Source organism: Caldisericum insulae, assembly GCF_047785965.1.
Classification (GTDB): Bacteria; Caldisericota; Caldisericia; order Caldisericales; family Caldisericaceae; genus Caldisericum; species Caldisericum exile_A.
In genome coordinates this window covers 304,831-320,520 of the sequence record NZ_JBLOBF010000001.1, presented here as the reverse complement: position 1 = coordinate 320,520, position 15,690 = coordinate 304,831, and the positions used below count along the sequence as shown (strand labels likewise).

General features: G+C 33.3%; 14 protein-coding genes. 7 read left to right on the top strand and 7 right to left on the bottom strand.

Annotated features, from left to right (window positions below):
• Nucleotides 1-52 precede the first annotated feature (52 nt).
• Nucleotides 53-409 carry an iron-sulfur cluster assembly scaffold protein gene (locus ACMV0E_RS01630; protein ID WP_416084628.1) on the top strand — a complete coding sequence of 119 codons (357 nt, stop codon included), beginning with the start codon at nucleotides 53-55 and terminating at the stop codon, nucleotides 407-409.
• Here ACMV0E_RS01630 and ACMV0E_RS01625 read toward each other — a convergent pair.
• Genes ACMV0E_RS01625 through dnaX form a run of 7 tightly spaced genes read right to left on the bottom strand, consistent with a single transcriptional unit; the run spans nucleotide 396 to nucleotide 7,429 of the window.
• Nucleotides 396-2,225 (bottom strand): ComEC/Rec2 family competence protein, encoded by a 1,830-nt coding sequence (locus ACMV0E_RS01625; RefSeq protein WP_416084627.1) that lies wholly within the window; start codon nucleotides 2,223-2,225, stop codon nucleotides 396-398. The genes ACMV0E_RS01630 and ACMV0E_RS01625 overlap by 14 nt on opposite strands.
• A complete protein-coding gene (locus ACMV0E_RS01620) occupies nucleotides 2,225-2,803 on the bottom strand; it encodes a helix-hairpin-helix domain-containing protein (RefSeq protein ID WP_416084626.1) in 579 nt (192 codons plus the stop codon). Before ACMV0E_RS01620 ends, ACMV0E_RS01625 begins: the two co-directional genes overlap by 1 nt.
• Nucleotides 2,804-2,806: 3 nt before the next feature.
• Entirely contained in the window at nucleotides 2,807-3,625 is an 819-nt protein-coding gene (mutM, locus tag ACMV0E_RS01615) for a bifunctional DNA-formamidopyrimidine glycosylase/DNA-(apurinic or apyrimidinic site) lyase (protein WP_416084625.1), read from the bottom strand.
• Nucleotide 3,626: 1 nt separating this feature from the next.
• A complete protein-coding gene (eno, locus tag ACMV0E_RS01610) occupies nucleotides 3,627-4,907 on the bottom strand; it encodes a phosphopyruvate hydratase (RefSeq protein ID WP_416084624.1) in 1,281 nt (426 codons plus the stop codon).
• Between the two features lie 16 nt (nucleotides 4,908-4,923).
• Entirely contained in the window at nucleotides 4,924-5,532 is a 609-nt protein-coding gene (recR, locus tag ACMV0E_RS01605; RefSeq protein ID WP_416084623.1) for a recombination mediator RecR, read from the bottom strand.
• 8 nt (nucleotides 5,533-5,540) lie between these two features.
• Complete coding sequence (locus tag ACMV0E_RS01600; protein WP_416084622.1) at nucleotides 5,541-5,843, bottom strand: YbaB/EbfC family nucleoid-associated protein; 303 nt, start codon at nucleotides 5,841-5,843, stop codon at nucleotides 5,541-5,543.
• Nucleotides 5,840-7,429: a DNA polymerase III subunit gamma/tau gene (gene dnaX / locus ACMV0E_RS01595; RefSeq protein WP_416084621.1), complete on the bottom strand. Its 1,590-nt coding sequence runs from the start codon at nucleotides 7,427-7,429 to the stop codon at nucleotides 5,840-5,842. Before dnaX ends, ACMV0E_RS01600 begins: the two co-directional genes overlap by 4 nt.
• Nucleotides 7,430-7,532: 103 nt before the next feature.
• Here dnaX and deoC point away from each other — a divergent pair, with 103 nt between their 5' ends.
• The 6 genes from deoC (at nucleotide 7,533) to ACMV0E_RS01565 (ending at nucleotide 15,686) form a co-directional block, all read left to right on the top strand.
• A complete protein-coding gene (deoC, locus tag ACMV0E_RS01590; protein WP_416084620.1) occupies nucleotides 7,533-8,189 on the top strand; it encodes a deoxyribose-phosphate aldolase in 657 nt (218 codons plus the stop codon).
• On the top strand, nucleotides 8,189-8,932 hold the full coding sequence (gene recO, locus ACMV0E_RS01585; protein WP_416084619.1) for a DNA repair protein RecO: 744 nt from the start codon (nucleotides 8,189-8,191) through the stop codon (nucleotides 8,930-8,932). Before deoC ends, recO begins: the two co-directional genes overlap by 1 nt.
• A gap of 3 nt (nucleotides 8,933-8,935) precedes the next feature.
• Nucleotides 8,936-9,799 (top strand): glycine--tRNA ligase subunit alpha, encoded by an 864-nt coding sequence (locus ACMV0E_RS01580; protein WP_416084618.1) that lies wholly within the window; start codon nucleotides 8,936-8,938, stop codon nucleotides 9,797-9,799.
• Entirely contained in the window at nucleotides 9,780-11,861 is a 2,082-nt protein-coding gene (glyS, locus tag ACMV0E_RS01575) for a glycine--tRNA ligase subunit beta (RefSeq protein ID WP_416084617.1), read from the top strand. Before ACMV0E_RS01580 ends, glyS begins: the two co-directional genes overlap by 20 nt.
• Before the next feature lie 64 nt (nucleotides 11,862-11,925).
• The gene (gene ppdK / locus ACMV0E_RS01570; protein WP_416084616.1) at nucleotides 11,926-14,586 is read left to right on the top strand and encodes a pyruvate, phosphate dikinase; all 2,661 of its coding nucleotides are present in this window, start codon (nucleotides 11,926-11,928) and stop codon (nucleotides 14,584-14,586) included.
• Nucleotides 14,583-15,686, top strand: coding sequence for a deoxyguanosinetriphosphate triphosphohydrolase (locus ACMV0E_RS01565; RefSeq protein WP_416084615.1), 1,104 nt, complete (start codon nucleotides 14,583-14,585; stop codon nucleotides 15,684-15,686). The genes ppdK and ACMV0E_RS01565 overlap by 4 nt, the downstream gene beginning before the upstream one ends.
• Nucleotides 15,687-15,690: the final 4 nt, after the last annotated feature.

Genomic DNA, 15,690 nt, shown 5'->3' with positions numbered 1-15,690 from the left:
TAAAATAAAATGATAAAATTATTAAATTATAAGTTAGTTTTAGGAGGTAAAATTGTATCCCAAAATAGTAATTGAACATTTTATGAAGCCAAGGAATGTTGGCACAATTAAAAACGCAACTGCGATAGGTTACTCGGAAACTCAGGGTGGCGGTAAGGCTGTAATTTATTTGCTTATCGAAAATGGATTAATAAAGGATTTTAAATATCAGGTTGATGGTTGTCCTTTTGCAATAGCAAGCGCATCAATTCTGTCTGAAAATTTTAAAGGAAACAAAATTGAAGAAATTAATCGCCTTAACACAAACTATTTCTTAATGTTCTTTGATATTCCGGAAGACAAAGTGAAGTGTATAGAACTTGTTGTTAATGCTTTTAACGATGCTTTAAGTAAAGTTAAGGATAAATAGACTTACCAGCAAGAAAGATTTTTAATTCTTGATTTTTAAGCACTACACTTACTTTACCAGTTACTAAAGTGAAATCTTGTGGAAGTATTTCGCAATTTTGAAAGTTCAGGATAAGATACTCTTTATTTACTGATTGGTTAGCATAGAATTTTTTTATTAAGATCTTCTTTTCTTGAAGCTCGTTAATTTGAGCTCCTTCTTTAATCGTCGGATTTTTAAGAAGAAAAATTGCATCTATGTAGTTAATACCGCTCCTTTTGACAAAACTATAAAGAGTATTTGGTGAATATGTTTCTGAATTTTTAATAATTAGAAGGTTTCTTCCTTGATTTTTTAAAAGAATTAATTGGGAGTTTTGGAAATTTTCAATTATGAAATCAGTTGTATGTGCATTAAGAGTTACAAAGAAAATTAACAAAAATAAAAGGGTTAATACAACTAATCCCTTCTTTCGAGCATGAGCTTTGCTAAAAAAGAAAAATGTTGCAAACAATATAAACGATTCTAGAAAAAAGAATTGCTTAGAATTCAGAGTTCCAAAAATTGAAGAAACTCGTAGTTTAGAAGTGACATCAACAACAAAAATTAAAAAGCCATACAAAGCATTAATAAATGGAGATAAAATTGAAGCTACTTTTAGCGAGGCAAGAGAGACTAAAGTATACATTAAACCTATCGGAAGAAGAAAACTTATGTATGGGATTACAAAAAGATTTAGTGGAATGGAAATGATTGGTATAGTATTAAAGAAAAACAAGACTAATGGAGATTCATATAGATTTACAAAGAAAGAAGTGTTTAATAAGTTGAGAATTTTTTGCTTAAAATCGAAATTTAAAGCTGTAATAATGCCAAGTATAGCAAGGCAAGATAAATAGAAACTTATAGATATAATTGATTCTGGAAAAACAGCCAGGATGAATGCCATTGCTACAAGAAGTGAGTTCAGAAGATTTTTTCCTCTGCCAAGATAGTTTCCTAAAGCCATAATTGTAAGCATTAAAAAAGCTCTTATTGCAGAAAATTTGAGTCCAATGAAAACTATAAATAAAAAAGTAAAAAGTATTGAAATGATTGGCGCAAAAGGATTTAGAAGTTTGAAAATTGACATGAAAAACAAATAAATTACCCCTATGTGAAGTCCTGAAATTGCAAATATATGAGCTGTACCAGTTAATTCAAAACTTTCCTTCGTCTCATTCTCCAATGTATTAATTCCAACAAGCGTTGAAATAAGCAAATTACCTTGCTCGCTTTTTAGAGTAGTCCTAATACTATTGATAACTTTCGTTCGCAAATTTGTCAAAAAAGTATAAAATTTTGATTTTCTAAATATTTTTATCCTATTGGGATAAAATGTTAACGTATTTTGATAATAGATCAATTTTGTATCACTTTTAGTTATTTTTCCATTAATTTGTATTATCGAATTTTTCGGAGGAGGAATTTCTTTGGAGTAGACTTTAATTACAATGTCACTCCTGTGGCCATTGATAGAAGATACATTTAAATAGTAAATGTAGTTTTCTCCACTAATTTCATAAAAGTCTTTTACAGATCCGCTAATTTCTACATTTGTATTTGCAACTGGAACGTAGTTTATTGTGTTAAAAACTTTTTTAAAAGTAAATGCACCATTTATAATTGTTAATAAAAAGATAAAAATTAGACCTAAACGAAAATTTTTCTTCGAAATAATTATGACTAAAAAGAAACTTAAAATTAGAATAAAAGCAATAAAATAATTTTTGATCTCAAAAGTTATGGATATGCCTAAACCTAAGAGAGTTGTTAACAGGACAAGAAAGGAGAGCATTATACGGTAATTAGATCTTTAATTTTCTCGAAGGTCTTCTCTCCAATTCCTGAAACGTTCACAATATCATGTATGCTTTTGAATGGACCATTCTTTGTTCTGTAATCTATTATGGCATTGGCTTTTACTTCCCCAATTCCTGGTAATGTCATCAATTCTTCCTTTGTTGCACTATTTATATTTATTTTGCCAGTTTTAGCATTTGACGCCGAAACAGTTGAATTACTTGTTGAGTTTTCTTTTGCTGGAACTATTACTTCTTCACCATCTGTAAGTTTCTTTGCAAGATTAATAGCTATTAGGTCTGCATTTTCAGTTACTCCACCTGCAAGAGTAATAGCATCTTTTATAATTGAATTTTCTTGGAGTTCATATACATCCGGATGTTTAACTTCGCCTGTAACATAAACTTTTATCTTTTGTGGAGAAAGTTCTTGAGTGTTTTGGATATCTAAAGTTTGAGTTTGTTCTTTATTGCTTACCAAGTATGTTTTTCCTATATACATACCTATTCCAAGAGCAATAAACACGAGCAAAATTAAAATGACAATTAATTTCTTGTTGTCAATTGAATCCATAATTTACCTCTGACATTTTGGACAGAAGTAAGACGTTCTTCCGCCAATTTTTATTGTTTCTATTTGAGTACTACAAACTGGACACTTTTCTCCTTCTTTCTTGTGGACAGAAAAGTGTTTATGGAAAACTCCTTTTGTTCCATCAAGATGGACGAACGACAATTCGCTTGCACCACCAAACTTCTTTGACTTTTCTAAAATTTTAAAAATATTTTTATAGATAATTTCTACTTCGGCGAAGGATAAATCTTTTGCCTTTCTTTTAGGGTGTATTTTTGATTCAAAAAGGATTTCGTCCGAGTAAGCATTTCCAAGACCTGCAATAATACTTTGGTCAAGAAGAATATCTTTTATGGTTTTGTTTTTATTTTCTTCCACTATTTCTTTGAATTTTTCTACTGTAAATTTTTCATCAAGTACGTCTATTCCAAGTTCTTTTAACTCTTCTAAATCCTCTATTTTCTTTCCTTTGTGAAAATGAATAAAGCCATTTGACATAATGCCGAAAATTCCGAGAGATCTTTCATCATCAAACTTTAGATATGCCTGAGTTTTCTCTTTTTCAGATTCTTCTATTAATCGCATATAGCCTGTGAGAAGAAAATGAATAAGCAGATACTTATCGTTTGAAAATTTTAGAATCAAAATTTTTCCATGTCTTTTTACATCCTCAAGTAATTCTCCGGTTAGCTCTTTCTCAAACTCTTTTTTCTTTATATTTGCAATCTTTTCATTTCTTAAAATTGCCTCTACCACTCTCTTTCCGAGAAAAGCAGAGGCAATTTCATCTTTTAAAAAATTTACTTCTATAATTTCTGGCATATTACTTTAGGAATTTCTTGAAAACTCCTAATCCTGCAAATTGAGCAGCTTCACCTAATTCTTCCTCGATTCTAATTAGTTCGTTATACTTTTCTACTCTTTCTATTCTTGCGGGTGCACCACTTTTAATCTGTCCAGTATTCATACCCACAACAAGATGTGAGATAAAAGCATCAGACGTCTCCCCTGACCTATGAGATACAATTGCATTAAATCCGTTGAATTTTGCAAACTGGATAACTTTTAACGTCTCAGAAAGGGTTCCAATTTGATTTAATTTAATAAGAATAGAATTACTAGCACTTATTTCAACGCCTTTGGAAAATCTTTCTATATTTGTAACATACAAGTCGTCACCTATAATCTGTATCTTTTTACCAAGCCTATTTGTAAGCTCTACCCAGCCTTCCCAGTCTTCTTCGGCAAGTCCATCTTCAATAGAAATTATTGGAAATTTGCTCAAAAGACTTTCGTAAAAATCTACCATTTCTTTTGAGGTTAATTTTGCACCTTCAAAGTGATAATATCCATCTTTGAAGAATTCGGAAGAAGCCGCATCAATACCAAGAAAAATATCTTTTCCTGCTATGTAGTTTGCATTAGTTATTGCTTCAACTATTAAGCTCAATGCTTCCTCTGTATTTTTAACCTTAGGGGCAAAACCACCTTCATCTCCAATTCCAACAGAGTAGCCTTTCTCTTTAAGAATTTTTTCGAGGCTTCTATAAACTTCTGCACCTGCTCTTATCGCTTCTTTAAATGAAGTAAAATTGGCAGGTAAAATAAGAAATTCCTGTATATCAAGCCCAGAATCTGCATGAGCTCCACCGTTTAAAATGTTCAATTGTGGGACGGGCAGAAGATTCGCATTTATTCCACCTAAATATTGGTACAATGATACACCAAGTTCATTTGCCTGTGCTCTTGCAACTGCAAGAGATACGCTTAAGATTGCATTAGCTCCAAGTTTGCCTTTATTTGGTGTACCATCTAACTCGATCATGGTTTTATCGATAAGATACTGATCTGATGCTTCCATACCAATTATGTTTTCGGCTATAATTTCATTCACATTTTTTACTGCATTCAGAACACCTTTGCCGTTGAACCTTGACTTATCACCATCTCTTAGTTCAATTGCTTCAAATTTTCCTGTTGATTTTCCAGATGGTACTGCTGCAACTCCTACAGCGCCACTTTCAAGCACGATTTCAGTTTCAACTGTAGGGTTTCCTCTTGAGTCTAAAATTTCTCTTGCTTTCACAAAAACAATTTCACTCATTTGAACCTCCTAAACTTTATTTGTATTCCTTTCTTTCTTTAATTGCCATTGAAAGTGTTAAAGTATCTGCAAGTCCTATTTCTGCTTCTTTCGGTAAACCAACTGCAATCCGAGTAATTCTAATATTCATTTTAATAGAATTGATAAGTTTTGCAATATATGTTGCAGTCATATCACCACTGAAATCAGGATTTGTCGCAAGAATAATTTCTTTAATTTCTGTACTTTTTATTCTATCAAGCAGTTCTTTTAACTTTATTTGTTCGGGACCTCTATGGTTTATTGGATCAATATCTCCATGAAGTACATGATAAACTCCCTTATAAGAGCCAGTTTTTTCAATTGCAAGCAAATCACTTACTTCCTCGACGACGCAAATTACAGACTTTTCCCTCGATTCATCACTACATATCTCGCAAATTTCCTTGTCTGTAAGGTTAAAACAGATGGGACACAAATGCAAGTTGGCTCTTGCATCGTTTATGGTTTCTATAAACTTTTTTATTTCCTGTTCGTCTTGAGATAATAGATAAAGGGCTATTCTTTCGGCTGTTTTAGGTCCGATAGAAGGCAATTTTTCAATTTCTTCAATCAGAGATTTTAGTTTACTATTAGTTGATTCCATTTGGAAAATTAGGTAACAACCCCCCCCAATGCACCTAAAGAAGCAAACTTCTCCTGCGCAATTAATTTTGCTTTGTTCTGTGCATCTTTTATAACAACTACTATGAGGTCTTCGAGCATTTCTTTATCTAAATCTGTGAAGTTTTCTTGTAAAATTTCAATAGAAATAACCTCTAACTTTCCATTAACTTTAGCTTTAACCATATTCTGTGCAGTTGCTTCAATTTCCATTTGTTCAAGTTCTGCATTTATTTGTTCAAGTTTTTTCTGTAGTTCTTGTGCTTGTCTTAAAATTTCATTAAAATTTCTCATTTTTTGTCCTCCTTAATATCTACTATTGTCCCTTCAAAAAGTTCTAATATTTCTTTTATTTCTTTTTTGTTCTCAATTTCTTTAATTTTTTCCTCTTTTGTTATTTTTGGTTCTATTTTTGGCTCAAGGTAAGTTACTTTAAAAGTCTTACCAGTAATTTTCTTTAGAATCTCTTCTAAAATTTCAATGTTTTCCCTTGTCTTTAGAACATTCAAAGCAAATGGTTTATCAGGCAGTATTTCTATTATTCCGTCTTTTACTGAAACGGGAGTTGCTTTTGATAGCAAAGTTCCAGCAGGAATATTTCTTTGTTTTACCTCATTAACGATTGTTTCCCACAGTAATTTTATTCGTTCAATATCGAGATTCTGTTCTATTATGGTCGGTTCTTCTTTAACTAATTCCTTTTTTTGAACTAACAAATTCTCACTAATATTTTCTTCCACAGTAGATTCTATTACAGCTTTTGATTCTATTTTTTGCTTTATTTCTAAAGTTTCTTCCAAAATTCCTAAATTATCAAGGAAGTCAATGAGCATTGCAAAGTAAACATCCTTATAAAATTTTACTTTGTTAGAAATATCTAAGAGGATTTTCGAAATTTCAATAAGTTTTTTCAAAGATGTAAATTTTAGTAGTTCTTTCATTTCAGAGACAATAGCTGCATCTCTTTTATATTCGATACTTTCGCTATTTCCTAGCTTCATAATCAGTAAATCTTCAAAAAACTCGCTTAGCTCATTTATGAATGTTTTGGGGTCTTTTCCGTTTACTTCAATTTGGCGAATTCCTTCAAAAATTGAATCAACTTTACCCTGAATTAGCGCGCTTGAAAAGTTGAGAATAAATTTCTCATCAGGTATGTCAAGAAGATTCCTTACAGTGCTTTCATCAATTAGATCAGAAACTGTTATTACTTGTTCAAGTAAACTCAGAGCATTTCTTAAAGATCCGGATGAAACTCTTGCAATTAGCTCTGCTGCCGCATCACTTATTTGTGCTCCTTCTAATTTTGTTATTTCCTTTATTTTATTACTTAAACCTTGAATACTTATAGGTTTAAAATATAACCTTTCACATCTTGAGATAATTGTTGGAGGGATTTTATCAGCTTCGGTTGTTGCAAGGATGAATACTACATTTTGTGGAGGTTCTTCGAGTGTTTTTAATAGAGCATTAAATGCTTGCGGAGTAAGCATATGTGCTTCGTCGATTATATACACTTTGTATTTTGAGCTTACCGGAACATACTGTACGTGTTCTTTAAGACTTCTAATCTCGTCAATTCCTCTATTTGAAGCAGCATCTATTTCAATGACATCAAGGCTTGTTCCGTTTGCAATTGAAACACAGTTATCACATTTAAGACACGGTGTGTCAGTTGGACCATTCACGCAATTGAGTCCCTTTGCAAAAATCCTTGCAATAGTAGTCTTACCAGAGCCTTTCGGCCCTGCAAAGAGATAGGCATGCGATATTTTCTTTTGCTTTAATTCAGCTTTTAGAACTTTTACAACAGAATTTTGTTCTACTACTTCATCAAATGTCTGAGGTCTATATTTCCTATAAAGCGCAATGTAATCCATATTAACATTATAACATTAAAATTACGGTTTTCAAACTAAATTATCACTAAATTATCCTTGATTAAAAGTAACAAATTTATAAAATATTGAAGAGGTGATAAATATGGAAGAAATTTCAAAAGATTATTTACGCAGTATTATTGACCACACGCTTTTGAAACCTGATGCAACTCCAAAGGATATTGAAAAGTTATGCAAGGAAGCAATTGAAAACAACTTCTTTGCAGTTTGCGTTAATTCTTCGTATGTAGAATTAGTAAAGAGTTTTTTAAGTGGGAGTAGTATAAAGATTGCTTCAGTAGTCGGGTTTCCTCTTGGTGCTTCTTCAACATACGCAAAGGTAGCAGAAACTGAAAAAGCAATAAAAGATGGCGCAGATGAAATAGATATGGTAATTCACATTGGTCTTTTAAAAGCAAAAGAATATGCAAAAGTTGAAAATGATATACGAGAAGTAGTCAAGGCGGCCTCTAATAGGATTGTAAAAGTAATAATTGAAACATGTCTTCTTACTCAGGAAGAGAAAATTATTGCTTCAACACTTTCTGTATCTGCAGGTGCGAATTTTGTAAAAACCTCAACAGGATTTAGCACAGCTGGAGCAACTGTTGAGGATATACAACTTATAAGGTCTGTAGTTCCAAGTTATATTGGGGTTAAAGCATCGGGGGGTATTAGAGATTACGAAACAGCGGTAAAAATGGTTAAGGCTGGTGCAACAAGAATAGGTGCAAGCAAGAGTGTTGAAATAGTCTCTTAATGGGTTACATAAACGTTTACGGACTTACAATCACTGCATTTCCTTCTAAAGATTCCGATAGGTATGTTGTAATACTTACTGATAGGCTTGGTAAGATCATTGTAAAATTTCGCTCAGTAAGAAGCTCAGCATCAAAACGTTCTGGGTATACTGGTTCATTTGTATACGAAAAATTGCAGTTATACAAAAAGGGAAATACATATATTGCAACAGAAATTGAGATGTTAAACGATTTTAGAAATACAAAAGAGGAATTTCCTAAGATGCTTATCCTTTTGTATCTGCAAGAGCTTCTAATTCTTTTACTTCCTTATGAAGAGGAAAACTTAAAAGTCTTAGAATTGACAATAGAAACCCTTCAATTTTTGAATTTGATTGATCAAGAATATTCGCAACTAGCGCTAATCTACTATATGTTTCATCTTCTCAGACTTCTTGGAAGCCCAATCAATTTTCCAAAAAAACAACCAAAAGCTATTTACTTCTCCATTGAAAATAACGGATTTAATGAAATTTCAGGCTTCCCTGTAGATAAAACGTTATATGAAGAAGCATTATATCTAAATAAAATGGATCATCCCGAATTGATAAAACTTTCCAAAAGTAAAGGTATAATAGACTTGCTTAATTACTATATAATTCAAAAGTTTGAACTTGACGATTACAAAAAATTTTTAGAGAGTATAGAGAATGTAGAGAATATAGAGAATATAGAGAATATAAAGACTTTGTATGCGAGGTGATATATGTACTTTCAGGAGTTAATTTTTAAATTAGAGCATTTCTGGCAAAAGCAAGGATGTATAATTTTACCACCCTTCGATCAGGAAGTCGGAGCTGGAACCCTGAGTCCTTATACGTTTCTAAAAGTTTTGGGTAAAAAACCATGGAAAGTTGCATACGTTCAGCCATCAAGGCGACCTGCTGATGGACGCTATGGAGAGAATCCAAATAGACTTTACATGCATCATCAATTTCAAGTCATTATAAAGCCACCAATAGAAAACATAAAAGATATTTATCTTGAAAGTTTAAAGCATCTTGGTTTAAAACTTGCAAAGCATGAAATAAAATTCATAGAAGATAATTGGGAGACAGCGGTTCTTGGCGCTCAAGGAGTTGGCTGGGAGGTAAGACTCGATGGCCTTGAAATAACACAATTCACTTACTTTCAAATTGCAGCAGGTGTAGCTCTTGATCCAGTATCAGTTGAAATTACCTATGGTCTTGAGCGACTCGCAATGTTTTTACAGGATAAAGATAATGTTTTTGAAATTCAATGGAACGAAACTACAACTTATGGAGATTTGAGAAAACAGGAAGAAAGAGAGGAATGTATTTATTCTTTTGATGAAAGCGATCCAAATTTACTATTTGAACTTTTTGAAGAGTATGAGAAAGAGGCTGCAAGGATATTAGAAAAAGGTATTTTAACACCTGGCTATATGTATCTTTTGAAATGTTCGCATGCTTTTAATTTACTTGATGCGCGGGGAGTTATAAGTGCTTCCGAACGACAAAATATGATTGCGCGTATGAGACATCTTGCAGAGCTTTCAGCGAAAATAGTTTTAGAAAGAGAGGTAAAATATGAAGGACTTTCTCTTTGAGATATATACTGAAGAAATGCCTGCAAAACTTTTGAACGATATTTCTAAACAGTTAAAGGAATTGGCAGAAAGAAATTTTAGTTATACTAACATTAATCACGGAGAAATTCAAACATTTTCAACACCACGAAGGCTTGTACTTTTTGTTAAGGACGTTGAAGAGAAAGAAAGTGAGAGGGTAATAGAAATAAAAGGCCCGCCGTACAAAATTGCATACGATGAAAAAGGTACTCCAACTCAGGTTTTCAAAAAGTTCCTTGAGAGCAATGATTTGAAAGAAGATGAAATAATAATAAAAGAGATAAAGGATAATAAGTACATTTTCGGCTTTAAAAAGGTTCAAGGAAGAGATGCAAAAGAAATTCTTCCAGCAATTGTAATCGAATCTCTAAAAAATTTAGTTTTTCCTCGCGGAATGAGATGGAATAGTTCGAATGTTGTATTTTTACGGCCTATACGAAGCATCCTTGCACTTTTTGATAACGAGGTTATTAATTTAGAATATGCTGGAATTCACTCTTCAAATAAATCTTTTGGTTTCTATTTTGATTCTCCACTTGAATTTATATGTAAAAATACACAAGATTACTTTAAGAAAGTTAGAGAACGTTATGTCATCCTTGACTACAAGGAAAGAGAAACCTTAGTAAAAAAAGACCTTGAGAAACTTGCTTCTTCTGTTGAAGGAAGAGTAAAATATGAAAACGAATTTTTAGAAGAAGTTGTAAATTTAACAGAATTTCCGACACCATTCCTCTGTGAATTAAAGCTTGGTAAATTTGATATTCCAGATTGTATCGTAGAAAGTGTTATAAAGGACCATCTGAAGTCATTTCCAATTTATTCCAAAGATCTAACAAAAGTTTTGCCTTTCTTTGTAGGAGTTAGAAATGGTATTTCTGACTTTATTGAAAATGTCAGAAAAGGCTATGAAAAAGTTGCAATGGCTAGGCTTTATGATGGTGCATTTTTCTTTGAGGAAGACAAAAAAGAAAAACTTGAATTCAGAGTTCCGAAACTAAAAGATATTATTTTTATAAGTGGTTTGGGAACGTTGTTTGATAAAACACAACGACTTGTTAAAATTTCAGAATATTTAAGCGAGGTTCTTGAATTAGATGCAAAAAGTAGAGATCTTTTAAAAAGGGCATCTCTTCTTTCTAAGGCTGATATAACTACTCAAGTTGTAAAAGAGTTTCCAGAATTGCAGGGAACTATGGGTGGTATTTACGCAAGGATTCAAGGAGAACCTGAAGAAGTTGCCTTAGCTATTTCAGAGCAATATCTTCCAAGATTTTCTCATGACGAAGTTCCCAAAACTAGGCTTGGAAAATATTTGAGTATCATAGATAAGCTCGATACGTTAGTATTGAGCGTTGGGAAAGGTTTTGAATTTACGAGTTCTAAAGACCCGCTTGGTTTAAGAAGAAGTGCACTTCAAATTGTAGAAGTAGTTTTTACCCTTGAAGAAAATGTCTTTCCAATATCTAATTTAATTAATTTTATAATTGGACTAGATTCGTTTACAAGAAATATCCAAGAAATTCTTCAGGATGTATTGAATCTTTTGCGAGAGAGAGCAAATTATTTGATAAGGTCTAACAACATAAGTTACGACAGCGCAAATGCAGTTACAGCACTTCCAATTGATTTAATGCCGACTTTCTTGGACAGAGCAAAAACTTTGGAGAAGTACTCTAAGGATGAGAAATTTAAAGAAATTGTAGTCGTTCATAAAAGGATAAGAAATATCTTGCAGAAAACAAACATTGAGAGTGATCTTGTGTCTTATGACCTTTTACTTGAAGATGCTGAGAAAGAGTTATTTACAGTTACAAGTGAAAGCGAAAAACTTTTAAAGGAGATGCTTAAATCGAGAGATTACGATGCAATAATTCATCTCTTATATCTGTATGTTCCAAGTGTAAATAAGTTTTTTGATAAAGTCCTCGTTATGGAAAAAGATGAGAGAATAAGAAATAACAGGCTTGCACAACTTATGAAAGTTTTGAAACTTTTCGAAAGTTTTGCTATGTTTTCTGAAGTTGTAATTGAAAAATAGTAATTTTACTTAATTTGTGGTAAAATATATAACTGTGAAATTAAATTTTAAGACGGAGGTAATTATGGCAAAATGGGTTTATGATTTCGAAGAAGGCAGTGAACAAATGAGAAATCTACTTGGTGGCAAAGGCGCTGGACTTGCTGAAATGACGCGAATTGGTTTACCGGTGCCACCAGGATTTACAATTACCACAGAGGCATGTAAAGACTATCAAAAACGGGGCTACATAAGCGAAGAAATTAAACAGGAAACCTTAGAGCACTTAAAAAGATTAGAACAAAAAACTGGTAAAAAATTTGGTGACCCAGAGAATCCTCTTCTTGTCTCTGTTAGATCAGGCGCTCCTGTTTCCATGCCAGGAATGATGGATACAATTCTTAACCTTGGCTTAAATGACGAAGCAGTTGAAGGCTTAAAAAAATTGACACAAAATGGAAGATTTGCTTATGATAGTTATCGTAGATTTATCCAGATGTTTGGTGATGTGGTAATGGGTGTCCCTCATGAAGAATTCGAGAAAATACTTACCTATCACAAAGATAAAAATGGTTTTAAGAGCGACGTAGAACTTACTGAAGAAGTCTTAAAAGAAGTCATTGCAGACTACAAAAAACTCTACAAAGAACATACAGGTAAGGATTTTCCTCAAGATCCAATGGAACAACTCTTTCTTGCAATTGAAGCAGTGTTTAAATCTTGGAATAACCCACGCGCAATAACTTACAGAATGCTCAATAAAATTTCTGATGATTTAGGAACTGCAGTAAACATAGTTATGATGGTCTTTGGAAACATGGGAAATGACTCAGCAACTGGTGTTGCTTTTACAAGAAATCCTTCCACTGGCGAGAAAAAATTGTATGGCGAGTATCTTGTAAATGCTCAAGGTGAGGACGTTGTTGCTGGAATAAGGACTCCAAAGCAGATTGATGAACTTGCAAATGAAATGCCTGAAGCCTACAAAGAACTCTTGAGAGTTGCAGATATTCTTGAACATCATTATCGAGATATGCAGGATATGGAATTTACAATTGAACGAGGAAAACTATATATGCTTCAAACACGTTCTGGTAAGAGAACTGCTCGTGCAGCTGTAAAGATTGCAGTTGATATGGTAAAAGAAAGCCTTATTACAAAAGAAGAGGCAGTTTTAAGAGTATCAACTGATCAAATTGACCAGCTTTTACACAAGATGATAGATCCAAAAGCTGAAGTTAGAGTTATTGCAAAAGGCTTGCCAGCATCTCCTGGTGCAGCATCTGGGAAAGTTGTTTTTGATGTAAAGGAAGCGGCGTCAAGAGGAAAGGCGGGAGAACCTGTAATCCTTGTAAGACCAGAAACTACCCCAGAAGATCTTGAAGGAATGGCTCATTCTCAAGGTATTTTAACGACTCGTGGTGGAATGACTGCGCATGCTGCAGTAGTTGCTAGAGGAATGGGAATTCCGTGCATAGTAGGAGCTGAATCAATAAAACTTGATTTAGAAAATAAAACTTTTACTGTAAATGGTGTTACAGTAAAAGAGAATGATGTCATTACTATCGATGGAACTACAGGAAATGTAATTTTAGGCGAGGTTCCAATGGTTGAACCTGAACTTTCCGGTGAATTTGAAGAATTTTTAAAAATTGCCGACGAATTAAGGAAACTTGGAGTAAAAGCCAATGCTAATACACCCGATGAAGCAAGGAGAGCAAGAAGTTATGGAGCAGAAGGTATTGGGCTTTGTAGAACCGAAAGAATGTTCTTACAACCAGATAGACTTCCAATAATGCAAGATATGATAATTGCAGAGACCGCAGAAGAAAGAAGAGAACATCTAAGTAAACTTGAACCTCTTCAGAAGAAGGACTTTTACGAAATACTCAAAGAGATGGATGGTTTTCCAGTAATAATAAGATTACTCGACCCACCTCTTCATGAGTTCTTACCGCAAAAAGAAAGACTTGAAAAGGAAATCGAAGAATTGAGAAGTACAAATAGTAATCCGGAGCTCCTTCAAAAGAAAGAGCGTCAATTAAAGAGGTCAAAGGAACTTGCTGAGTTTAACCCTATGATTGGATTCAGAGGCTGTCGTGTCGGAATAATATATCCTGAAATTTATGAAATGCAAACACAAGCGATTGTAGATGCTTGCGTGCAGTTGAAAAAAGAAGGTTTTAATCCGAAACCAAAGATAATGTTACCCCTGATTGGACATGTCAACGAAATGAAAATTTTGCGTGAGAAAATTGAAAAAATTGTAAAAGATAAGCTTGCTGAAGCTGGAATGGATGTCAAAATTGAAATTGGTACTATGGTAGAAGTTCCAAGAGCAGCACTTACTGCTGATCAGATAGCGCAATATGCAGATTTCTTCTCCTATGGAACAAACGATTTGACACAAACTACCTTTGCATATAGTAGAGATGATGCAGAAGGAACATTCTTGCCATATTATCTTGATCATAAGATTTTAGAGAAAGATCCCTTCATGACTATCGATAGAGATGGTGTCGGTAAACTTGTAAGAATTGGTGTTGTCTTAGGGCGACATACAAACCCCTCGCTTGAAATTGGAGTTTGTGGAGAACATGGTGGAGATCCGGAATCAATAGAGTTTTTCCACTATGCAGGACTTGATTATGTAAGTTGCTCGCCGTTTAGAGTTCCTATTGCAAGACTCGCAGCAGCTCAGGTCGCAGTTAAAGAAAAAGGAAAATCAGTTTTTATAGATAAGTGATAAGAGAAGAATACGAAGAATTAGAAGAAAAACTGCTCTCTCCAGTTGCTTGCCTTAGTAAAAACTCACTGGGGAGAGCAGTCCCTGAAGAGAAAGATCCATATAGAACTGATTTTCAAAGAGATGTAGACAGAATAATTTATTCAAAGGCCTTTCGCCGTCTTCAATATAAAACACAAGTCTTCATTGCCCCCAAAGGAGATCATTATAGAAATAGATTAACTCATACTCTTGAAGTAATGGCTATCGCAAGATCAATATCAAGAGCACTTCGCTTGAATCCTGATTTAACAGAAGCAATTGCAGTTGGTCATGATCTAGGGCATGCTCCTTTTGGACATGCAGGCGAAGAAGTCCTGAATGAAAAAGTTAAAGAATATTTTCCTGATATGCAGTTTGTTCATACTGAGCAGAGCTTACGAGTAGTAGATTTACTTGAGAAACGTTTAAAATCTGATGGCACTGAAGTATTTGGCTTAAACTTGACCTATGAAGTTCGTGAAGGGATTGCAAAACATAGCAAAGGATTGAAAGATCTGAAAGATTTTTCTGAAGATCTTCTCCCTTCAACGCTTGAAGGGCAAGTTGTAAGACTTTCTGACAGAATTGCTTATCTTCATCATGATCTTGATGATGCAATACGAGCAAAAATTATAAAAGAAAGCGATGTTCCAAAATTAGTCAAAAAAATTTTGGGAGATAACAATAGCAAAAGACTTTCAACTATAATTTTAAATGTCATAGAAGAAAGCCGCGGTAAAGAGAAGATCGTGATTTCAAATGATGTTGAAGCTGCTATGGATGAGTGGAAAAATTTTCTTTCAGAAAAAGTGTATGTTGGATCTGAACCAAAGAAGGAGGAAGAAAAAGTAAAGATTATATTGAATTTTCTTTTTGATTATTATATGAAAAATATTGAAAAATTAAAGAATTATCTAACCTCACATCCTGTTATTCTTAAGCACAAAGATCCTGTAAGTTATCTACAACAGGATGAGCGAGAGAGGATTAGGATAATTGCGGATTATATTTCTTCAATGACTGACAGATTTGCAATAGAATTGGTCCAAAATATAATGTTTCCTAATCCAATTTCATAACTTA